Annotated in this window: 17 protein-coding genes; 8 read left to right on the forward strand and 9 right to left on the reverse strand. The window is 41.3% G+C overall.

All coding sequences use genetic code 11. From position 1 onward, the window contains the following. Nucleotides 1-184 precede the first annotated feature (184 nt). A complete protein-coding gene (rraA, locus tag ACHUE3_RS13240; protein ID WP_394192870.1) occupies nt 185-679 on the forward strand; it encodes a ribonuclease E activity regulator RraA in 495 nt (164 codons plus the stop codon). Between the two features lie 3 nt (nt 680-682). Next, nucleotides 683-1,729 (forward strand): formimidoylglutamase, encoded by a 1,047-nt coding sequence (locus tag ACHUE3_RS13245; RefSeq protein ID WP_394192871.1) that lies wholly within the window; start codon nt 683-685, stop codon nt 1,727-1,729. 21 nt (nt 1,730-1,750) lie between these two features. Here ACHUE3_RS13245 and ACHUE3_RS13250 read toward each other — a convergent pair whose 3' ends face one another. Both ACHUE3_RS13250 and hutI read right to left on the reverse strand, forming a co-directional pair. After that, complete coding sequence (locus ACHUE3_RS13250) at nt 1,751-3,409, reverse strand: EAL domain-containing protein (protein ID WP_394192988.1); 1,659 nt, start codon at nt 3,407-3,409, stop codon at nt 1,751-1,753. 130 nt (nt 3,410-3,539) lie between these two features. Next, nucleotides 3,540-4,784, reverse strand: a complete 1,245-nt coding sequence (hutI, locus tag ACHUE3_RS13255) for an imidazolonepropionase (RefSeq protein ID WP_394192872.1) — start codon at nt 4,782-4,784, stop codon at nt 3,540-3,542. Nucleotides 4,785-4,898: 114 nt separating this feature from the next. Between hutI and hutC the strand changes: the two genes are divergently transcribed. The 3 genes from hutC (at nt 4,899) to hutH (ending at nt 8,891) form a co-directional block, all read left to right on the forward strand. Next, entirely contained in the window at nt 4,899-5,606 is a 708-nt protein-coding gene (hutC, locus tag ACHUE3_RS13260; RefSeq protein WP_394192873.1) for a histidine utilization repressor, read from the forward strand. A gap of 76 nt (nt 5,607-5,682) precedes the next feature. Next, nucleotides 5,683-7,356: a urocanate hydratase gene (hutU, locus tag ACHUE3_RS13265; RefSeq protein ID WP_394192874.1), complete on the forward strand. Its 1,674-nt coding sequence runs from the start codon at nt 5,683-5,685 to the stop codon at nt 7,354-7,356. 2 nt (nt 7,357-7,358) lie between these two features. After that, nucleotides 7,359-8,891 (forward strand): histidine ammonia-lyase, encoded by a 1,533-nt coding sequence (hutH, locus tag ACHUE3_RS13270; protein WP_394192875.1) that lies wholly within the window; start codon nt 7,359-7,361, stop codon nt 8,889-8,891. A 16-nt stretch (nt 8,892-8,907) separates the two neighbouring features. On the opposite strand, the gene ACHUE3_RS13275 is transcribed toward hutH, so the two are convergent. Then, the gene (locus tag ACHUE3_RS13275; protein ID WP_394192876.1) at nt 8,908-9,678 is read right to left on the reverse strand and encodes a Rossmann-fold NAD(P)-binding domain-containing protein; all 771 of its coding nucleotides are present in this window, start codon (nt 9,676-9,678) and stop codon (nt 8,908-8,910) included. Nucleotides 9,679-9,811: 133 nt separating this feature from the next. On the opposite strand from ACHUE3_RS13275, the gene ACHUE3_RS13280 reads away from it, so the two are divergent. Together ACHUE3_RS13280 and hemN are read left to right on the forward strand one after the other, a co-directional pair. Beyond that, complete coding sequence (locus tag ACHUE3_RS13280; protein WP_394192877.1) at nt 9,812-11,839, forward strand: methyl-accepting chemotaxis protein; 2,028 nt, start codon at nt 9,812-9,814, stop codon at nt 11,837-11,839. Between the two features lie 380 nt (nt 11,840-12,219). Continuing rightward, entirely contained in the window at nt 12,220-13,593 is a 1,374-nt protein-coding gene (gene hemN, locus ACHUE3_RS13285; RefSeq protein WP_394192878.1) for an oxygen-independent coproporphyrinogen III oxidase, read from the forward strand. A 58-nt stretch (nt 13,594-13,651) separates the two neighbouring features. Here hemN and ACHUE3_RS13290 read toward each other — a convergent pair whose 3' ends face one another. The 3 genes from ACHUE3_RS13290 to ACHUE3_RS13300 form a co-directional block, all read right to left on the reverse strand. After that, nucleotides 13,652-14,164, reverse strand: a complete 513-nt coding sequence (locus ACHUE3_RS13290) for a DUF2489 domain-containing protein (RefSeq protein ID WP_394192879.1) — start codon at nt 14,162-14,164, stop codon at nt 13,652-13,654. After that, entirely contained in the window at nt 14,164-14,754 is a 591-nt protein-coding gene (gene yihI, locus ACHUE3_RS13295; RefSeq protein WP_394192880.1) for a Der GTPase-activating protein YihI, read from the reverse strand. The genes ACHUE3_RS13290 and yihI overlap by 1 nt, the downstream gene beginning before the upstream one ends. Nucleotides 14,755-15,492: 738 nt before the next feature. Continuing rightward, on the reverse strand, nt 15,493-16,125 hold the full coding sequence (locus ACHUE3_RS13300) for a c-type cytochrome (protein WP_394192881.1): 633 nt from the start codon (nt 16,123-16,125) through the stop codon (nt 15,493-15,495). Between the two features lie 282 nt (nt 16,126-16,407). Here ACHUE3_RS13300 and yihA point away from each other — a divergent pair, with 282 nt between their 5' ends. Further along, nucleotides 16,408-17,064 carry a ribosome biogenesis GTP-binding protein YihA/YsxC gene (gene yihA / locus ACHUE3_RS13305; RefSeq protein ID WP_394192882.1) on the forward strand — a complete coding sequence of 219 codons (657 nt, stop codon included), beginning with the start codon at nt 16,408-16,410 and terminating at the stop codon, nt 17,062-17,064. On the opposite strand, the gene ACHUE3_RS13310 is transcribed toward yihA, so the two are convergent. The 3 genes from ACHUE3_RS13310 to polA form a co-directional block, all read right to left on the reverse strand. Beyond that, the gene (locus ACHUE3_RS13310) at nt 17,061-17,588 is read right to left on the reverse strand and encodes a DUF1285 domain-containing protein (protein ID WP_394192883.1); all 528 of its coding nucleotides are present in this window, start codon (nt 17,586-17,588) and stop codon (nt 17,061-17,063) included. The two genes, yihA and ACHUE3_RS13310, sit on opposite strands and share 4 nt — an antisense overlap. Nucleotides 17,589-17,671: 83 nt before the next feature. Next, on the reverse strand, nt 17,672-18,259 hold the full coding sequence (locus ACHUE3_RS13315; RefSeq protein WP_394192884.1) for a YceI family protein: 588 nt from the start codon (nt 18,257-18,259) through the stop codon (nt 17,672-17,674). A gap of 478 nt (nt 18,260-18,737) precedes the next feature. Beyond that, complete coding sequence (gene polA, locus ACHUE3_RS13320; protein WP_394192885.1) at nt 18,738-21,473, reverse strand: DNA polymerase I; 2,736 nt, start codon at nt 21,471-21,473, stop codon at nt 18,738-18,740. Nucleotides 21,474-21,841 lie beyond the last annotated feature (368 nt).

Genomic DNA, 21,841 nt, shown 5'->3' on the forward strand with positions numbered 1-21,841 from the left:
ATTTTTAGCATAGGCGCTCTAAATAACAATTGGGTGACGCTTTTAAGACACTAATATTGCTTTTACTGATTTAGCACAATTGCTGCTTAAAAATAGGCCAATTAACTGCCATTAAGTCGTTGTTATTGCATTTAAGAGAGGTATACTGAGAGCTCGCTCTTATATCTTTTAGAAGGATAGAAAAATGGATTACAGCACCTCTGATTTATGTGACCACTTCGCCGATGTGGTTGATGTGCTCGAACCTATGTTTATCAATTTTGGTGGACGTCACAGCTTTTGCGGCCGAATCAAAACGGTTAAATGTTTTGAAAATAATGAATTGATCAGGGAAATCCTGAGCGAAGACGGTGATGATTCCGTTTTACTTATTGATGGCGGTGGCTCTACACGCCGCGCACTAATTGATATTGAATTAGCGGAGCTAGCTGCTCAGAACAACTGGCAAGGTATTGTTGTATATGGCGCAGTTCGCCATGTTGACGAACTTGAAGAAATTGATTTAGGCATTCAAGCCATTGCGTCAATTCCCGTTGCAGCTGATAGCCAAGGAGCTGGAGAAGACGGCATTGGTGTTAATTTTGCTGGCGTTTCATTTTTTGATGACGATTTTCTCTACGCCGATAGCACTGGTATTGTATTATCTGCAGAAGAGCTTGAGCTGGAAGTCGTAGAATAATAAATGACTGACTATTTACATATCTACGATGAAGCGACTGTTAAGCCTTGGTGTAGCAGTCGCTTAAATGAAAAAAAAGCATGGCAATCTATTGCTCTTTTAGACACCCAAGTTAACCCTTTACAAGCACTGCAAGATGCCGCTCAGTTTGGTATTAAGTATGTACTTGTGGGTATTTGCGAAGATATAGGCCCGCGTGCAAACTTAGGTAATGGGGGAGCAACTGATGGCTGGCATGCTTTTATCAAGCGTTTTTTAAACCAGCCTGATAACCAATTTTTAGCCAACGAAAAAGTCTTATTACTTGGCGAGGTAGCGGTTGATGACCTTTGCAAAGCTGCTGCGCATTTAGATAACAAAGTACCTGAGCAACTAGGTCAACTACGCGATTACTGCGAACAAATAGACAATCGTGTAGAGCACGTTTTAAGCTTAATATTTAATGCAGGCCTTGAGCCTATTATAGTTGGTGGCGGTCATAACAACTGTTTAGGTATTATTCGTGCTTTAAGTAAGCATAAAAATAAACCTATAAACGCAATTAACTTTGACCCTCATGCTGACTTTCGTGACTGCGAAGGACGCCACTCAGGCAACGGCTTTCGCTATGCTTATAACGAGCAACATCTCAATAATTACCATGTTATCGGTTTACACGAACTAAAAAACAACCAAGCAATTATTGATGCTTTAGCTGAGGCTCAATTTGGTTATGACAGCTATCAAGCTCTTCAAGTCAGGCGTGAAAAGTCGCTAACTGAAGCCTGCCAACAGGCACTGGATACGCTTTGCGATCACTCACTTGGCATTGAAGTGGATTTGGACAGTATTTCACTTATGCCTGTTAGTGCATATACCAACTGCGGTTTTAGCGTGAGCGATGCTGAGCATTTTGTACATTTAGGGGCAAGTAAAGCTAATAGCTGTTACTTACACTTATGCGAAGCAGCACCAAACCAGCACCCTAGCGGTTTAAAAGCAGGTTTAAATGACGCCGGTCAAATCATAACTGCGCTGGTTAACGCCTACTTACAAGCAAAAGAGAGTTAATCTCTTTTGCTTGAGCACTTCTTATGAATGCTCTATTTGCCATTGTTTCAACCACGTTATCATACCTACACTGCTTAACGGGTGGCTGAAATAATAGCCTTGAGCTGCAAATACATTAAGGCTATTGGCAAAGTTTAATTGCTCTTGTGTTTCAACTCCCTCGCAGATAACTTTACTATTTTGTTGATTATGCATTTCAACCATACCGCTTACTAAGCTTCTTATGTGGCCTTGCTGACTAAAATCTGCCGTTAATGAAGGCGCTACTTTTACATATTCCACCGCCAAATTTGGAAGTTTAGCCAACCATACAGGACTATCGCCGAGGCCATCTACGCACATCTTTACACCTTGACTACTTAACCGTGCAACCATTGCCTTACCTTGTGCATCTAAGTTTAAAAACACCTCCAGCGGGCATTCTATAATTAAGTCTCCAGGTAATAGTTTATGTTCAGTAAAGACCTGATCAATAAATGAAATAAACTCTTCGTTAAGCATTTCAGAGCCAAATACATTAATGCTCAATGGCATTTTTATTCCTTCCATGCGCAGAGCCATTATTAGCTCAGCCGCCCTTTCAATAACAAATTCAGCTAACGGATAAGCTAATCCCGCAATGCGAATATCATCAATAAACCGATTAGCGGATAAAATGCCTTGTTTGGGGTGCTGCCAACGTAGTAGTAATTCTAAAAATTCAATATTCTCATCTGCACTACGTATAATAGGTTGAAAATAAAGCTCTAACTCACTCGAAAAATCAATACTAGCCAGTTCTTTAAGCCGTGCTTGTTGCTCTAACCGTTCAACCATCATGTGTTGTTGATACGCAACTATTTGCTTATTTGGTTGGCTATCAAGTGCTAAAAAAGCATGCGATATTAAACTATCAAAACTGACCTCATCTGCGTCACACTTTACATAGCTGGCACGCGCCTTAACTTCAATCGTACAATTGGCGACATTAAAAGGCTTGAGTGTTGCGCCGAGTATTCGGTCGATTAATTGCTCATGCAGGTGATTTTGGCTATCTAAACTGCAAATAAATGCAAAGTTTAATCCGCCTAGGTGTGCTAGCTTTTCAGAATTACCTAGGCTGACAACTTCGTCGAGCATTAAAAGCTCTTTGATTCGATTTGCCGATTGCGCAAGTAGTAAATCTCCAAAATCCCGCCCTATATGCTGGTTAACTTCTGCGAATCCCTCTAATCGAATAATAACAAGCGCTCCCATATGAGGCGCCTCTTCTCGCCAGTGATAAAAGTGGGCTTGCAATTGCGCACGGTTAGGGAAGCTAGCTAAGGGTGATAACGTTAAAGCCTGTTCTTTTACTGCGACATTTGGCTGAGTATCATCTAAAAGCTCTTCATCAATAAAATACCCTGAGCTGGCAAGGATTAATGTGGCCACAACCAGCCAGTGTATTGGTAAGGCAACTAACCCATTGGCAGCGTACAAGATTAAAAAACAAAGGGTTGCTGCAAAGCTAATACTGAGCATAGTCCAGTTATTTTGCTTTGATACGAGCCATACGTGGGTAACGGTCGCTAACGCTAAGAGTAATTCAATGTAGGGGAGATGAGAGCTTAATAGTGCTAGAGCAATAAAAGCGTTAATAATATAACTTAGTCGAAGTGTGGCTTGTTTAACAACGCATAAAGCACACACCATGGACATAAGAATAGCCCCGCTTAAAAAAACGGGGACTTGTGTATTTGTAAATAAAGCACTCCCTGCTACCGATTCAAATCCAGTATTTGTTAATAGTGCGAGTAAGGACATTAAGTAAATACAACATGTAATAGGTCTAATTAAGTCTACCTAATATCCACAGATTTAACAGTTTATTTACGCCCAATTGATAACTTAATTGTGCAGGGTGAGATATTTGCCAATGAGCAATGTCGGCTCGCATGCCCACTTTGAGTATGCCACGGTCTTTTAAACCCAGTGCTGTAGCTGCATTGCGAGTGACTCCCGCCAAGGTTTGCGACGGTGTTAGGCGAAACAATGTGCACCCCATATTCATCATTAATTGCAAAGAACACAATGGCGATGTTCCCGGGTTAAAGTCTGTTGATAATGCAATCGGCACATTATGCTGTTGCAATAAAGCAATGGGTGGTTGTTTTGTTTCACGTAAAAAGTAGAACGCCCCAGGTAGAAGTACAGCCACAGTCCCAGCGGCTGCCATCGCTTTTACTCCTGCTTCGTCTAAATACTCGATATGGTCAGCTGATAAACCATTGAACTCTGCTACCAGCTCAGCACCTTGTTGGTTTGATAGTTGTTCCGCATGGCACTTAACTGGTAGGTTGTGTTTGCTCGCAGCTTCAAATACACGTCGAGTCTGCTCATTGCTAAAACCTACATTTTCACAAAATACATCTACGGCATCTGCTAAATTTGCGGCAACAACTTGCTCTAACATCTCGTTGCAAACAAGCTCTATGTATTCATCACTTTTACCTTTGTATTCGAGCGGTAATGCATGTGCACCCAGAAACGTTGTTTTAATATCAACGGGGTGGTTGTCGCCCAGTAACCGAGCAACTTCAAGGATTTTTATTTCGTTCTCGCAGTCTAGTCCGTAACCAGATTTAATTTCAACGGTTGTTACACCCTCTGCGTAAAGTGCATTTAATCTGTCTTTTGCCAGTACAAATAAGGCTTCGTGATCAGCTTCACGAGTGGCTTTTACGGTACTGGCAATTCCGCCACCTTGGGCTGCGATTTGCTCGTAGCTCACACCTTGCAATCGCTGCTCAAACTCTTCTGCTCGCGAGCCTGCAAACACCAAGTGTGTATGGCAATCAATTAACCCTGGCGTAAGCCATTGGCCTTTGGCCGATATGGTCGGTGTTGCCAAAGCATCAAACGCGGGTAAATCACTTTGCTTTCCAAGCCATGCTATATGGCCATCTTTAATTGCTAAGGCGGCGTTTTCAATTGCACCATAAGTATCATCAATGTTGCTATCCATCGTAGCAACATTGGCGTCTGTGATTAATAAATCCCATTCATGTGATGACGTATCAGCAATTGAATTCATATGAGCACCCTTAAATAGTGTTTTTTTATAGTTTAACAAGCCATCTTGTATATACAAGGTAATTGTGTCATCTTATAGTTAATAAGTAATTCACAAGTAGTGTATTTAAAACTAATGACGATGCCCAAATTCGCACAAATAAAGCAATTCATTGTTGATAATATTCGCTCTGGCGCATGGCTTGAAAACCAACGCGTTCCGTCTGAAAATGAGTTAGCAGATCAGTTCAGTGTTAGCAGAATGACTGCACGACGTGCTTTAAGTGAATTGACTGAGGCAGGTATTCTCACCCGAAGCCAAGGGCTTGGAACTTTTGTTGCAAGCTTTAAGTCGCAATCGTCATTATTAGAAATAAAAAACATTGCTGACGAAGTCAAAGCACGTAATGGTAATTATAGCTGTACCGTGTTGGTACTTGAATCTATCAGCGCGCTAGCCCCTATTGCAATTGCACTAGGTGTTGAAGCCGACAGTGTTGTTTATCGCAGTGTATTAGTGCACAACGAAAATGATCAGCCGTTACAAGTTGAAGAGCGTTTTGTAAACCCTTCACTGGCAAGCAGCTACTTACAGCAAGATTTTACTCACTTGACGCCACACGAGTATCTATCAAGTGTTGCACCACTGACTGAGGCACGTCATACCGTTGAGGCCATCATGCCTACAAGTGAAATGTGCCAATGGTTAAATTTATATCATGAAGAGCCTTGCTTACAGGTTATACGCCGTACTTGGTCATCGCACGGCATAGTTAGCTTTGCTCGACTCGTATCTCCGGGCAGTAAATATCGCCTTGGTGGGCACTTAACATTTAAAAAATAATTTAAATATCAATGAAATGCGCTTAACTGCGTATTTTTTGAAATCAAACAGCTTGTATATACAACAGGAGCATATTATGAATAATAGACTTGACGAATCGCGTATCATCCGCGCCCCGCATGGTGATAAAATCAGTGCTAAAAGCTGGCTCACTGAAGCCGCTAAACGTATGCTAATGAACAACCTCGATCCTGAGGTTGCTGAACATCCTCATGCACTTGTTGTATATGGTGGTATTGGCCGTGCTGCGCGCGATTGGCCATGCTTTGACAAAATCATCGAAACATTAGACCGACTTGAAGATGACGAAACCCTGTTAGTGCAATCAGGTAAACCTGTTGGCGTATTCAAAACCCACAGCAACGCACCTCGTGTATTAATTGCCAACTCTAACTTGGTACCTCATTGGGCAAATTGGGATCACTTTAATGAGCTCGATAAACTTGGCCTAATGATGTACGGACAAATGACAGCGGGCTCTTGGATTTACATCGGTTCGCAGGGCATAGTTCAAGGTACGTATGAGACATTTGTCGCGATGGCTAAACAACACTTTAACGGTGAAGCAAAAGGCAAATGGGTATTAACTGGTGGTTTAGGTGGAATGGGCGGCGCTCAACCCCTTGCTGCAACTATGGCGGGCTTTAGTGCGCTAGTGGTTGAATGTGATGAAAGCCGCATCGATTTTAGAATTAACACTCGCTATGTTGATGTTAAAGCCACTGACCTAGATCATGCATTAACCCTGATTAATGAAGCATGTGCAAAAGGCGAAGCCTTATCTGTGGGTTTACTTGGTAATGCCGCAGATGTATTTAGTGAGCTTGTTAAACGCAATATCACGCCGGATGTCGTTACAGATCAAACGTCAGCTCACGATCCTCTTAATGGTTATTTACCACAAGATTGGAGCATGAAACACGCTGCAAAAATGCGTGAACAAGACCCTCAAGCTGTTGTAAAAGCTGCAAAACAGTCGATGGCTGTGCAAGTTAAAGCGATGTTGGCATTGCAAAAAGCCGGCGCTGCTACCACCGACTATGGTAATAACATTCGCCAAATGGCATTAGAAGAAGGTGTAGAAAATGCCTTTGACTTCCCTGGCTTTGTACCTGCTTATATTCGTCCACTATTCTGTGAAGGTATTGGCCCGTTCCGTTGGGTTGCTCTTTCTGGTGATCCAGAAGACATATATAAAACAGATGCTAAAGTTAAAGAGCTTATCCCTGATGATAAACACTTACATAACTGGCTTGATATGGCTCGTGAGCGTATTCAATTCCAAGGTTTACCAGCACGAATTTGCTGGGTTGGTTTAAAAGACCGTGCTCGCTTAGCGCTTGCATTTAATGAAATGGTGAAAAATGGTGAACTTAAAGCGCCTGTGGTTATTGGTCGTGATCATTTAGATTCAGGTTCAGTTGCCAGCCCTAACCGCGAAACTGAAGCGATGAAAGATGGTTCTGATGCTGTATCTGATTGGCCATTACTAAACGCACTTCTGAACACTGCTGGCGGTGCAACTTGGGTATCTCTGCATCACGGTGGTGGCGTGGGCATGGGCTTTAGCCAACACTCAGGGGTTGTTATTGTTGCAGACGGCACAGACGAAGCCGCCGCACGTGTAGGCCGTGTTTTATGGAACGATCCTGCAACCGGTGTAATGCGTCATGCAGATGCAGGTTACGATATCGCGATTAACTGTGCCAATGAACAAGGCCTAGACCTACCAATGCTAAATAAGGATTAATCATGTTTGAATACACTCTTACACCCGGCCAGCTTGATTTAGCGACATTACGTAAAATAAACCAATCACCAGTTACACTAACATTGGCCGCAGACAGCGAGATAAAAATTGCTGCAAGCGCGCAAACTGTACAAGATGTCATTGATGAAAACCGTACTGTATACGGTATTAATACCGGGTTTGGCTTATTAGCCAACACCAAAATAGCTGAACATGAGCTTGAACTATTACAGCGCTCAATTGTACTTTCTCATGCCGCTGGTATTGGTGAGTATATGGATGACAGCACTGTGCGTTTAATGATGGTGTTAAAAATCAACTCGTTATCACGTGGCTTTTCAGGTATTCGTTTAAAAGTGATTGAGTTTTTTATGCAATTACTTGCTGCAGAAGTCTACCCTTGCGTGCCAAAAAAAGGTTCTGTGGGCGCATCGGGTGATTTAGCACCACTATCGCATATGTGCCTACCTTTATTAGGTGAAGGCGAAATGCGCCACCAAGGTAAGCTTATAAAAGCCAGAGAAGGACTTGAAATTGCAGGGTTAGCGCCACTCACTCTAGCAGCAAAAGAAGGCCTAGCATTATTAAACGGCACACAAGCATCTACCGCTTTTGCTTTACAAGGTTTATTCCGTACTGAAAATCTGTATGCACAAAGTTGCGCCATTGGCTCAATGAGTATTGAAGCTGCTATGGGTAGTCGCTCTCCTTTTGATGCGCGTATTCATGAAGTCCGTGGTCAACGTGGGCAAATTGATTCTGCCGCTATTTTCCGTAACATGTTGGACGAACATTCTGAAATTAGTGAATCGCACGTTGATTGTGAAAAAGTGCAAGACCCGTACTGCTTACGCTGCCAACCTCAAGTTTTAGGTGCTTGTTTGACACAAATTCGCCAAGCAGCTGAAGTATTGTTGTGTGAATCAAATGGTGTGACGGATAACCCGCTCGTATTTGCTGATGTAGGCGATATTATTTCTGGTGGTAACTTCCATGCAGAGCCTGTTGCAATGGCAGCAGATAACTTAGCCCTAGCAATCGCCGAAATTGGCGCACTCGCTGAACGACGTATTGCCTTATTGATCGATTCAAACCTGTCGAAACTGCCCCCGTTTTTAGTTGAAAATGGCGGAGTTAACTCAGGCTTTATGATTGCCCAAGTTACGGCAGCTGCATTAGCGTCAGAAAACAAATCACTTGCGCACCCTGCATCTGTAGACAGCTTACCGACTTCTGCAAACCAAGAAGACCATGTATCAATGGCCACGTTTGCTGCTCGCAGGTTGGGTGAAATGGCAGATAATACACAAGGCGTACTCGCTGTTGAATGGCTGGCTTCTGCACAAGGCTTGGATTTTAGAGCGCCACTTAAAGCATCTGCTAAAGTTGAGCAGGCAAAAGCAACCTTACGCGAAAAAGTGAGTTACTACGATAAGGACCGTTACTTTGGTCCAGATATCGAAGCGGCAAACACTTTGCTAGCGCAAGGTGAACTGTGTAGCTTATTGCCTAAAAATGTACTGACCTCATTTTAAGTAATCACCACAGGGTTTAAATATCATATTGATAAGTGAACCCAAGTGACTCTATAGCCGAGCCATCAATAATTCGCTCGGCTTTTTCATGACTTGAAAACGTAGGAGGTTGTGTCCCATTTTGCGTGCATTTTTGTTTGTAGTAATCAGCTTTGCTTGGATGCAATGGATTAACCACATTATAAATTGGGCCTGCCGCCTGCCAATGCTCACACACTGTAACAATAGCGTTAATCACATCCTGCTGGTGCACCATGTTTACCACTTGCTGACTAGAACTATTCAGCTCCTTACCTGCTACAAACTGCCCAGGATCACGGTTTGGCCCAACTAGACCAGCTAAACGTAAAACTTTGCCGCCTGCATTTAGCACACTTTGCTCAGCATCGAATAGCCTTTGCTGGCGCTCACTTGAGCAAGTAATAACACTATTCTCATCGTATATTTGCGCTTCTTGATTATAAATACCAGTGGATGAACACAAGACAAATCCTCGCATATTCATGTTTTTTGCAAGCGCTAAGCACTGCGTTAATGTTGCTTGGTAGTCACTGTCTTTTTTTCGACTACGTGGGGGAATGGCACAGACCCACCACGCACCTTCTAAATCGAGTTGATGATGAAGATGATTGTCTTTAAATTCCAACTGACGTAAAAAATCATGATCGTGGTCAGTACTTCTATGCGTTCCTTGCACTAACCAATTATGCTCAAGCCTATCGAAGCATAAAGCTTGGCCTAACCAACCTGCGCCCAATACAACTAATCGTTGTTTATTTTCACCCATAAAATAACAAAATCCTTACAGTTTTGTAATATTCGACATATTTGTCTTACCTCATAATATGGCGAATAAGACAAAGATATGATTAGATACATACTTACAGCTTACTCTACTAAATAATAAGAATGTGTGCATCATGCTTAAAAACCTATCACTGCAAAAGAAAATATTATTCCTAATTGGGGGCACAATTAGTGTATTACTGATCATTGCATCAGCCTATTTTGTTAATCATATCGCCTCACTCTCTCGACAAGGCATTGAACGTGAAGCTCATAGCTACTTACAAAGCGAACAACTGTCTATGCAAGGGTACTTTGCCAAATACGGTAAACTGGTAAGTACGTTTATTAATAACCCACACCTCGTTAATTGGTTTGATGCCTGGGATAAACGCGATCAACCTCTTGATAACGCGCCTGGTTATGATGAAGTTGATCAGGACTTTGTACGGATCAGCAGCAGTGACGAGAATGTTTTATCGGCATTTTTTGCTTCCGCCAAAACCGGAGAGTATTTTAAAGAACATGAACGTACTACACACTACAATGGGCAACCATACTATGCGTACAAGCGTGGGTGGTGGCAAGACGCTCTCAAACTCAATCGACTTTATGTTGGCCCAATATCTGTTGATTTAACTACAGGTAATGCATCTGCCGTGGTTCAACAGCCTGTGTATAACCAACAAAACGAATTAGTTGGTTTTGGTGGTGTTGATTTACAGCTTAATAAAATCAATAAAATGGTTGAAGATATTCGCTTTAATGGACAGGGCTATGGCTTTTTACTCGATGGCGATCAAAAAGTGGTGCACCTTTCAAACCGCACTAACCATAAGCTATCTGTGACCGACGAAGGCCCTAATGGTAAAGAAGGCTTAGAGCAATTAGAAAAGCAATTCAGTAACACCAGCGGCTTTAGCGAACTCAATCTTGCAATGAAAAACAACATACGTGGAGATGCCAGCGTTACCCTACAAGGAAAAGAGTACTTTGTTGTTTACGACCGCCTACAATTAGAAGAACCTTACCTAAATTGGTACGTTGGTATTTTAGTACCGCGCTCAATGATTGACGAACCAGTCAATCAAGCAGTCACCACCACAACCACCTCTGTTGTAATTATTCTTATAATTATTATCGCAATGATTGTTTGGGCAACCCATATGATCTCAAAACCGATTAAAACACTCACGAACATCATGCGTGATATTGCCTCAGGAGATGGTGATTTAACTCAAAAAATCACTATCGATAGTAAGGATGAAGTGGGCCAATTAGCTCTTCACATGAATACTTTCATCGATAAGCTTCGCGACATGATGTTAGACACCGCAGCGCAGGCTGAACAATTGACTAATGCTGCTGCTCAGTTAAAGTCTGTCTCTAAAAAAACCAATGACGAGATCCAGCAAGAAAAGCAACAAGTTGATAGTGTCAGTGCTGCGGTTACAGAAATGGCGACCACAGTAATGGAAATTTCGCGTAATGCTCAGCATACCAATAATGCTGCAGAAGAAGTGCAACATATTACCGCTGATGGTGCCTCTCGCTCGCAAAATGCTCAAAGTGTGATGACTGCATTAGCTGATCACATTGGTGAGGCATCAAAAGTGGTTGCAGGGTTAGAGCAAGAAAGTGGCAATATAGGTGCAGTTGTAGACGTTATTAACTCCATTGCAGAACAAACTAACTTACTTGCACTTAACGCCGCAATAGAGGCCGCGCGTGCCGGAGAACAAGGCCGTGGCTTTGCGGTTGTTGCAGATGAGGTTCGCTCGCTTGCCAGCCGCACCCAAGAGTCAACAGATGATATTCGTAATATGATCACCCGCCTGCAACAAATTGCCCAGCAAGCATCCACCATGATGCAACAAGGTCAAGAGCGTGCACAAGGCTCAGTTGAGCAAACTCAAGAAGTACTTGATGCTCTGAAAAACATTGCAGACTCTGTAACAAAAGTTCAAGATCAAAGTCATCAAATAGCAACCTCTACTGAGCAGCAAACAGTGGTCGCTGAAGATATAAATAGCAGTTTATCGGCTATTAATAATTTAGTTAACAGTACCGCTGATCACGCTTTGGAGCTTGCCGATGAAGCACGTGATCTCAATGACCTTGCCAGCTCTCTCAATAATACGGTCAATCAGTTTAAACTTTAAAGCTGATTTGAAAATACAAAAAAGAGTGCCTGGTGCACTCTTTTTTGTTGTAGATCAATAACGCTTTACTGCAATTTTTTATAATGACGCAAACTAGGGTCTGTTGACCTTTGCGGATTAAAATTTGTTCAAACTAGGAGCGATTTAATCGCGGCGCGAGGTTTGTAACCTAGTGGGCTAAGTCAAAACCGAGCAACAAAGAGTAAATCGCCCCTAGGCAGAACCCGAAGGGCAGCGCCTGTTTGGCATTGATGCTGCGTTATCACCTATTTATGGGTAATAACCACACTACATAGGCGCTGCCTTGCCTAAATACCAAACAGACTGCTGCAAATTCAACCATGAAAGGTCAACAGACCCTAAATATAAAGGTGCGCGTGATGATTAATTTACCCAAGTGGGACCAAAGCTTAATAAATAAATACAATGTATCAGGGCCAAGATATACCTCTTACCCTACAGCTTTATCCTTTAATGAAGGTTATCAACAACATGACCTTATTGATGCTATAGCGTCTTCATCCAGCAATAGCTTGTCTTTATATATACATATTCCGTTTTGTAGCCAGCTTTGTTATTACTGTGGCTGCAACAAGGTGATTACTCGCCATCAATCTAAAGCTGACCTTTACCTTGATTACTTAGAAAAAGAAATCATCGCACAAGCACCACTTTTTAATCATTATCAAGTTGAGCAACTGCATTTAGGCGGCGGTACACCTACATTTTTAACCGCCGAGCAAATGACTCGTTTAACTACCTTATTAAACCAGCATTTCAATTTTACTGAAAATGCTGAACGAGGAATTGAGATAGACCCTCGCTCGCTCGCTGACGGCATGCTTATTCACTTACGCAGCCTAGGCTTTAACCGCGTATCATTTGGCATTCAAGACTTTAACGATGCAGTACAGCTTGCAGTTAACCGCCCGCAAAGTGCTGACGATGTTAAAGGACTTATTAGCCAAGCTCGTGAATTAGGCTTTTCATCGATTAATGCTGATATGATTTACGGCTTGCCACTGCAAACACCTGCAAGCTTCAAAGAAACCATAGAGCAGCTGATTGAATTGAGCCCAGATAGAGTCTCCGTGTTCAACTATGCCCACTTACCAGATCGTTTTGCTGCACAACGAAAAATAAAAGATGCAGATTTACCAAGCGCTCATGACAAACTCACCATGTTTAAAAATACGCTTGAGCAAATGACAGAAGCAGGCTATCAGTTTATCGGTATGGATCACTTCGCAAAAGCTGACAATGAGCTTGCTGTTGCGCAAAATAACCAACATTTACATCGTAACTTTCAAGGTTATACAACTCATGGAAATTGTGACTTATTAGGTTTAGGCGTGTCATCAATTTCACAAATTGGCACCTCTATTTTACAAAACCAAAAAGAATTAAAGCATTACTACAGTGCCATAGAAAACCAAGCAGGTTGTGCCATCACAAAAGGAATGAGACTGAGCACTGATGACGTGATCCGCGCAGATGTTATTAAGCAACTGATCTGTCATTTTGAACTTGATATGCAGCATATCGCTGCAAAATATCAATTAGCCTTTGATACTTACTTTGAGGATTCGTTACAAGCATTAAAGCCATTACAAGAAGATGGACTGGTTACTATAGAAAATCAACGTATTACCGTTACCGCGCGGGGTAACTTATTTATTCGTATTATTTGTATGTGTTTTGACGCGCACTTACAACAACAAATAAGTGCTACCCGGTTCTCACGGGTCATCTAGCGAACAATAAAAAAGCAGACCTAGGTCTGCTTTTTTAATACTTTGATTGAGAGAGTGGTTAGTTAAAAACCACGTTTTCACTGCCAGGAGCCGCTTGAAACTCTTCAATGATCTTTATACAGTCCGCTTTAATTTGAGCTGCATGCGTTTCTTCTGCACGCCAACGGGCTGTATCTTGTTTGAAAATCTCTTTTTTCGAATACTTTTTACGTGCATCATGAGTTGGCATTTCTTTCACCACTTCATACATTGCAAAAATACCCGGATAACGAAGTGTTAAGTCGCTCTCTTGGGCAAAACTGTACTGCGACATTAACACCCATATACGCAAACTCCCCTCAGAGAACTCACATTGCTCTTGCTCCATAGCACGGGCAATTAGATGAATGCTGTCAGCAAGCTTTGCATTACGCTCCATACGCGATTTAGCAAGCTGCTGTTGCTGCTTAGCTTGCTCTTTCGCTATTTGCTCGTTTTGAGCTTTAAGCTTATAGAGTAGTTGCCCTGCGTAAAACGCTAGCCCTGCGATGATCACAGCGCCCACACACAGAGCTAAGATCATCATATTCATTATTTATCATCCTCATCATCTAGCCATTCATTAGCTAAATCGTTTGACAAGTATTGATCAAAATCACTATTTCCTTGATCTTCATATTCTTCGTCTTCAAACTCGTCTTCTGGCTCATCTTCAATGCCCAGAATTTCGCATAACACTTGATGACGATCTATTCGGCTATTAAAATATTTAGCGTCTTTTCCGGTTAGCATTTCACCTTGCTCATGGCGCTCAACAAGCTTTAACAAACGCTCATCATTCTCTAATGCTTCAAGCTCTTGCGCTGGTGATAACTCTGGCTCAGTGACTTTTACAAGCTCAACCTGTGGCTTTAAGTTACGTTTCAACTCAACTACAGGCTCTGGCGCTTTAGCAACTAAAGGCACAGGCTTTTTACTGCCCACACGCTTGTCTTTATTTTGAGGGTTGCTATTTTTTGTTTCCTGCTCGAGGGAGTCTACCGCGTTACGGGAGCCCGGTTTTGCACCTTTATGCTTTTTAACGCGCTGCTCTTTTAAAGCACGTATTTCCTTTAGCTTGTCTTGACTCAAACGAACCGGTCCGTTTGATGGAATTTTACGTGATTTTTTCTTTCTACTCATATCTTGATCGTCTCACTTAAGAGGTTTTGAACAACACACACTATGGCGTTGCGGTGCTGGCCTTGCCAGAAGAATTCGGTCAGTGCTGAATGAGGTTGGGTTACTCGACTACTAGCGCACTTTTTCGCTCGCTATTGTAACAGGACAAATAAAAAGGCGGTAGAGAAAACATCTCTACCGCCTACTAATCTGAGCGCCATAATTCTGGACACTTCTCCCTTCGACTTTTTAGTCTTTATTATTTTTATTATTATTGCTGTTCCATTTTGTTATTGTTATTACCTTCCCTGTAGCATTCCATTTTATTGTTATTATCAAACTTCCATGATTTTTTATTATTCTCGGTCTTCAATGACACTTTTTTAGTATTTCCTTTGAGTACATCAAACGATGTAAATCCTCAATATTGACGCTAACTACTTTCCTTATAGCTAAATCCATTTTGTTTTTATTGTTTGTTGCGACAGGGGATAATTTACGCATTAATAATTTTGTTACAACTAATTTATATATTTTTTCTTACAAGAAACAAGTTGCAACATTACCAAATTAATAATTAACAATAACTTACAGGAAAGTTGAAAATAAAAATAAGACTTTGCTCACACATGGCTATGGTCAATGTCTTACAAAGTAATGGGATAAAAACGATGAATTTTAGATACAAAAAAAGCAGCGTGAGCTGCTTTTTCGCTAATATGTAGTTTAGTACTAGTTAAAAAACCAGTCTATACTACTTTAGTGTAGTCCGCCTAGGTACTGAGAAAGCACTTCGATATCTTCATCAGTTAGCTTTTTAGCTATATCTTGCATCATACCGTTTAGGTCATTATTACGACTACCATCACGAAACTTTTCAAGCTGCGATTTTATGTAACCTGGGTGCTGAAACGAGATCTTAGGAAACTTAGCCAGTGAAGAGCCATTGCCTCGTGGGCCATGACATGAAGCACATGACGGAATGCCACGCTCAGCATCACCTGCTTTATATAGCATTGCGCCTACTTCAACTACATCTTTAGGTGTTGACCCTTCAGACATATTCAGTGACGAAAAGTAAACCGCTATATCTTTCATGTCTTGATCGCTAAGAGGCATTGCCATAGCGCTCATAACAGGATCCATACGACCCTCTTTACCGCCAGACGTCATACCCGATTTGAACTCGACTAATTGTTTATAAATGTAATCTGCGTGTTGACCTGCAATCTTAGGGTAGATATTAACCGGCGCATTACCGTCTGGGCCGTGACAAGCCGCACACGTTGCTGATTTTTCTTTACCTGCGTTTACATCGCCATCAAATGCTGTTGCGTTGCTTGCTGACAACGCACCAAGCAATATAGTTAAAGATAGTGCTATTTTTTTCATGGTGAATTCTCTGTTTCCGACCCTGTATCATCTACAATATGGATGTTGCGATTTATATATTCTACACGATAATAAATTCTCTGGCACGTTTTCTACTCATATTAAACTTATAAATTATAGGGTTTTGACCTAGATTAAGCTTTATTCACATGCTTTTGCTTTATTTAAGGCGCTTTACTTGTCTCAAATCCGCTTTTTAATGTGTTGGTAATAGTATAAAATACGCGCCCTGAGTAAACTTAGTTTACTTTTTATTCTTTTTCATTGTACTTAGGAAAGCCTGTGCTTAAATCTCGTATCAAATACAACACTGCGTCGTTCGTTACCAGCGCTCCAGATATCACTAAATTACCTGCTGATACGGGAATTGAAGTTGCTTTCGCGGGTCGTTCTAATGCAGGCAAATCAAGTGCGCTAAACGCACTAACAGATCAAAAACTAGCACGTACCAGTAAAACACCTGGCCGCACGCAACTCATTAACACCTTTGAGTTAGCAGATGTTGATGACATGCGCCTTATTGATTTACCAGGTTATGGATTTGCCAAAGTACCTATTGAAATGAAAAAGAAATGGCAAAAGTCATTAGGTGAGTATTTACAAAAACGCCAAAGTTTAAAAGGTATTGTAGTACTCATGGATATCCGCCACCCATTAAAAGACTTGGATTTAGATTTAATTAACTGGGCTATTGGTAGTGATATTCCAGTATTAGCACTATTAACCAAAGCAGATAAACTCAAGCAAGGCGCTCGAAAAGCACAAGTACTTCAAGTACGTCGTGAATTAAGCAATCTTGAAGGTGATATCACAGTCCATGCATTTTCATCGCTAAAAGGTACAGGTCTACCTGAGCTGGCAAAGAAATTGGATGAGTGGTACCTAGGACCTGTTATTGCAGTGCCGCCAACTGAACAAACACCTGAGTCTGACGCTTAATTAACAGTTAAGTAAAATCGCTGCGATGCAGATTGGATGAAATAGCCTTGCTCATCCGCTTGTGCTATTTCTTCTGCCCATTGATAAAAAACACTTCGTGTAACTCGCGCACTACACCCATTCGGCAATTGCAAATACGGTACTTCATCGCCTTGATAGCTTTGCACTATTAAAGGCTGTGTAGGGGTTACTAGCCACACTCGCTCAAGATTATCAACGCAACATAACACGTCACCCTGATCTGTGGTTTCATAACGCCAACTAACAATCATAAATGGCGAATCGGCCACAGTAATCGCTATCTTTTCTGCTGGTGTTTTTAAATAAAACGTATCGTGTTCTTTGCATAAGACAGACGCAAATAATTTTACCAAGTTCAATCGCGTTATCTCGCTGCCTTGATAATACCACTTTGCATGGTTATCTATTTCAATCGGCAATGAACCACAGGAAGTGGGCTGCCATTGTTCAAATGGCTTACTTGGCTGAGACAACAATGTGGCTAAATCTGAAACTGACCGCATGAGTTTCCCTAACAAAATAAAATTGATTAGCTTACTGATTTGTACCATATGCATTTGTATTGAACAAATGCATATGGCTTGTGCTAGTGCGCTTTTTCTAGAGTAAGTGAATAACTTACAGGCACAGCGGTGGCTATCGCAGACAGTCCTGCTAGTTTTTGTAGTGTTGCAATTCCCTCTGTCACGGAAAAATCAGCAGCATTAATAATCAAAGGCGATAAAGACGAGACTGTTATATCACCATCTTGAGAGACATTTACTAACACATCGGTGCTGATCTGCTTTTGCTCTCCATGGAAATTAAGCTCAGCCGAAACTTCTTTCAGTGTATGCTGGCCAGCCTTCAGCTGGGGCAGTTGCTTGCTTAAATCTGCATGTAAACTTGCCTTAGGATATTTGACGGTTTCAAATACAAATTCAGTCATACGCTGGTTGCGAATTGGGATCATTGTCTCCACTGATGCTAAATCGATATTTACCTTAAAGTTGCCTTGCTCAGATAATGAACCAGATACAGCATTAAAATAATGCACTTCCGCAATACTGCTATTCTTGATTGAAACAAAACTCACTTTGCTTTTATCGTTATTTAACTGCCAATCAGCCTGTGCGGTGTTGCTCAAAAATATACTTGCCAATGAAAAGCCTAAAACAGCAAAAGATTTAACCACGACGCTATCCTTTCAAAAATGAAAATGAGATTAAATGGTATCACCTAAGCACTTTAGTGCAATAAATAGTGCGACAGAATTGTATTACGGCAGACAAGAAAAAACGGCTCTGTAAATAAATACAGAGCCGGTATAGCAATCTGGGGAGAAGCTATCAATAAGTTGCACCCTTTCGAGTGCATCATCAACAGGATGTCCTACAGGATGAGGACGGCGCGGACTTTAGCAAATCGGTTCGGATAAATAAACTAAATACACTGACCAAGCCGCATAATTGATAAACATATAACGTAACCTACAAAATATATTTTATTTTAACAATTAAGTAACACCCGGGGTGGGTAAAATTTGTTCTATTGTTCGAAATAATATAAATACTCAATTGTTATTGGTGATTCACTAAAAACACCTTAAAACACAAAAACGCGGCCAAATTGGCCGCGTTTTTTAATAAGTATATTTCACTAATTAGCGATTATTAATGCGCTTGTTCCCAGTTATCACCCGTGTCGGCTTCAACAATCAATGGAACATCTAATTTAGCCGCATCAGACATTAGTTGACAAATTTGAGCTGTGTATTGCTCTGCACAGTCTGCTTTAATTTCAAATACTAATTCATCATGTACTTGCATCAGTAATTTCACTGTTTTTGGCTCTTGCTCGTTGACCCACTTGTGTACAGTAAGCATCGCCTTTTTAATGATATCAGCAGCAGTACCTTGCATTGGCGCATTGATTGCTGCACGTTCAGCTCCTTTACGGCGGGCGCCATTACGTGCATTAATCTCTGGCAAGTGTAACCGGCGGCCAAAAATAGTTTCAACATAGCCGTTTTCTGCAGCTTTCTCTCGTGTTGATTCCATATAATCAAGCACACCAGGAAAACGCTCAAAGTATTTATCAATATAATGCTGTGCTTCGTGACGTGGCACATCAAGTTGGCGTGCCAAACCAAATGCCGACATGCCATAAATCAAACCAAAGTTTACCGCTTTTGCTTTACGGCGCATATCGGTAGTCACATCGTCTAATTCAACGCCGAACACTTCAGCGGCCGTTGCACTGTGAACATCTAAACCATTAGCAAAGGCGTTTAGAAGCCCCTTATCTTGCGATAAATGCGCCATTATACGCAGCTCAATTTGGCTATAATCGGCAGCAACTATTTTATAGCCATCCGCGGCAATAAAGGCTTCACGGATACGACGCCCTTCTTCTGAACGAATTGGAATATTTTGCAAGTTTGGATCTGTAGAGCTTAATCGCCCTGTTGCTGTAACAGCTTGATGGTAAGAAGTATGAACACGATTTGTCTGTTCATTAACCATCAATGGCAGTTTATCGGTATAAGTCGATTTAAGTTTAGACAGCCCACGATGTTCAATAATAACTTTTGGTAGCGGATAGTCATGTGCCAGCTCTTGCAATACCTCTTCAGCTGTTGACGGTGCGCCTTTTGGGGTCTTTTTAATTACAGGCAGTTCAAGCTTTTCAAACAATAACACTTGAAGCTGTTTCGGTGAACTTAAGTTAAATGGTTCGCCGGCAATTTCAAACGCTTCTTTTTCAAGCTCTATTAAGCGCTCACCTAAGCGCTGACTATGTGCTGCCAGCATTTTACTGTCAATGGCCACACCGGTGCGTTCAATATCTGAAATAACGCTTACTAACGGTAATTCAATTTCTTCAAAAACTGATTTTAATTTTTCATCTGCGTCAATTTTAGGCCATAGCACTTGGTGTAAACGCAAGGTAATATCTGCATCTTCAGCAGCATAAGGCGCTGCTTTTTCAAGTTCTATTTGATTGAACGTTAACTGCTTTTTGCCTTTACCTGCGATCTCTTCAAAGCTGATATTCTTATGCCCTAAATATTTAAGCGCGAGTGAATCCATATCATGGCGTGTACCGACACTATTAAATACATAAGACTCTAGCATGGTATCAAATTTGATCCCATTTAGTTCAAAACCTGCATTCGCTAATACACTCTTATCATACTTGAGGTTTTGACCGACTTTGGCTTTATTCTCATCTGCTAAAATAGGACCAATTTTAGCCATTACTGTTTCAAGCGATAACTGCTCTGGCGCATCAGGATAATCATGTGCCACAGGTAAATAGAACGCTTCACCTGCTTTTACTGCAAAACTCATCCCGACCAACTGCGCCTGCATATAGTCTAAGCTTGTTGTTTCAGTATCAAAAGCAAACAACTCGGCATCATTTAATTGCTTAACCAGTGTATCTAGCTGCTCGGCCGTTAGAACCGTTTCATAATGAGCTTGTGCCACTTTAGGCAGCTCATTGGCTTCACTGGGCACCGCCAGATTTGTATCGGCATCTTTGGGATTATCAAGTAGCTCTGCTAACCAACGGCGGAACTCACATTCACCATATAATGCGATAAGTTCATCGCGGTTAGGCTCTTGCAGCTTAAATGTATTTAAGTCTGATTCAACTTCAACATCGCATTTAATAGTTGCAAGCTCATAGCTAAGAGGTAAATGATCAACTGCTGCTGCAAGTTTTTCACCAATTTTGCCTTTTATCTCACCTGCATTATCTAATACACCCTGCAATGAACCGTATTTTTGTAACCATTTAACCGCCGTTTTTGGACCACAGCCGTCGACACCTGGAATATTATCAACCTTGTCACCCATCAGTGCTAAGTAGTCGATAATCAACTCAGGACCCACACCAAACTTCTCAACAACAGTGACGGGATCCGAGATACTATCTGTCATAGTATTGATCAATGTAACGTGCTCATTTACTAGTTGAGCCATATCTTTGTCGCCAGTAGAGACAAGTACATGTCGCTTTTGCTCAGTCGCGATACGCGCAAATGTACCAATCACATCATCCGCTTCAACACCTTCGATACTAATAAGCGGAAATCCCATTGCTTTTATAATACTATGGAGTGGCGCTATCTGTGTTCTGAGATCATCAGGCATAGGCGGTCGATTCGCCTTATACTCACTGTACATATCATTTCTAAAAGTTTTACCTTTAGCATCAAAAACAACCACCATATGCGACGGATCATATTGTTTGATCAAACTTTTAAGCATGTTGATCACGCCATAAATTGCACCTGTTGCCTCTCCTTTAGAGTTAGTTAGGTGCGGAGGCGAATGATAAGCACGAAATAAATAAGAAGAGCCATCAACTAAAATGAGTGGGTTTTCTGGGATCTGGGCCATGGTGTAATTGGATCCTAAATAAAAGATAAACAGAATTATGATAAGCATGCCATAAGGCAAAACATAAAACGACTGTGAATTAGTGAACTAATTTTTTAATGATAGAGCAAGTTGTGGATAACTTTGTAGATAACAAGCACAAGCAATTCCTCCAAAGTAGTGAATACGACTTAGAAAGAATGTAAGTGTTTGTTTTTATATAAAAAGATAATACGACGTTCTTTTTTATTATTTTTTGGCAAATGTGGAAAAGCAATTTCAACCCTTTTACATTTAACCTTTTACACGGTTATTTTTTACCCTTCTAAATAACCGGACGAGCATTCTACCACAATGGATCAAAGATCATAGTGATCCTTTATAATTTT

Origin of the sequence: Pseudoalteromonas atlantica (genome assembly GCF_043641955.1) — a bacterium.
GTDB lineage: Bacteria > Pseudomonadota > Gammaproteobacteria > Enterobacterales > Alteromonadaceae > Pseudoalteromonas > Pseudoalteromonas atlantica_A.

Coding starts and splice junctions, on each gene's coding strand:
- hutC (WP_394192873.1), top strand. CDS start 4,899: ATGACGATGCCCAAATTCGCACAAATAAAGCAATTCATTGTTGATAAT.
- hemN (WP_394192878.1), top strand. CDS start 12,220: ATGATTAATTTACCCAAGTGGGACCAAAGCTTAATAAATAAATACAAT.
- ACHUE3_RS13290 (WP_394192879.1), bottom strand. CDS start 14,164: ATGAATATGATGATCTTAGCTCTGTGTGTGGGCGCTGTGATCATCGCA.
- ACHUE3_RS13250 (WP_394192988.1), bottom strand. CDS start 3,409: ATGTCCATGGTGTGTGCTTTATGCGTTGTTAAACAAGCCACACTTCGA.
- rraA (WP_394192870.1), top strand. CDS start 185: ATGGATTACAGCACCTCTGATTTATGTGACCACTTCGCCGATGTGGTT.
- polA (WP_394192885.1), bottom strand. CDS start 21,473: ATGGCCCAGATCCCAGAAAACCCACTCATTTTAGTTGATGGCTCTTCT.
- yihI (WP_394192880.1), bottom strand. CDS start 14,754: ATGAGTAGAAAGAAAAAATCACGTAAAATTCCATCAAACGGACCGGTT.
- ACHUE3_RS13275 (WP_394192876.1), bottom strand. CDS start 9,678: ATGGGTGAAAATAAACAACGATTAGTTGTATTGGGCGCAGGTTGGTTA.
- hutI (WP_394192872.1), bottom strand. CDS start 4,784: ATGAATTCAATTGCTGATACGTCATCACATGAATGGGATTTATTAATC.
- hutU (WP_394192874.1), top strand. CDS start 5,683: ATGAATAATAGACTTGACGAATCGCGTATCATCCGCGCCCCGCATGGT.
- hutH (WP_394192875.1), top strand. CDS start 7,359: ATGTTTGAATACACTCTTACACCCGGCCAGCTTGATTTAGCGACATTA.
- ACHUE3_RS13245 (WP_394192871.1), top strand. CDS start 683: ATGACTGACTATTTACATATCTACGATGAAGCGACTGTTAAGCCTTGG.
- ACHUE3_RS13300 (WP_394192881.1), bottom strand. CDS start 16,125: ATGAAAAAAATAGCACTATCTTTAACTATATTGCTTGGTGCGTTGTCA.
- ACHUE3_RS13280 (WP_394192877.1), top strand. CDS start 9,812: ATGCTTAAAAACCTATCACTGCAAAAGAAAATATTATTCCTAATTGGG.
- ACHUE3_RS13310 (WP_394192883.1), bottom strand. CDS start 17,588: ATGCGGTCAGTTTCAGATTTAGCCACATTGTTGTCTCAGCCAAGTAAG.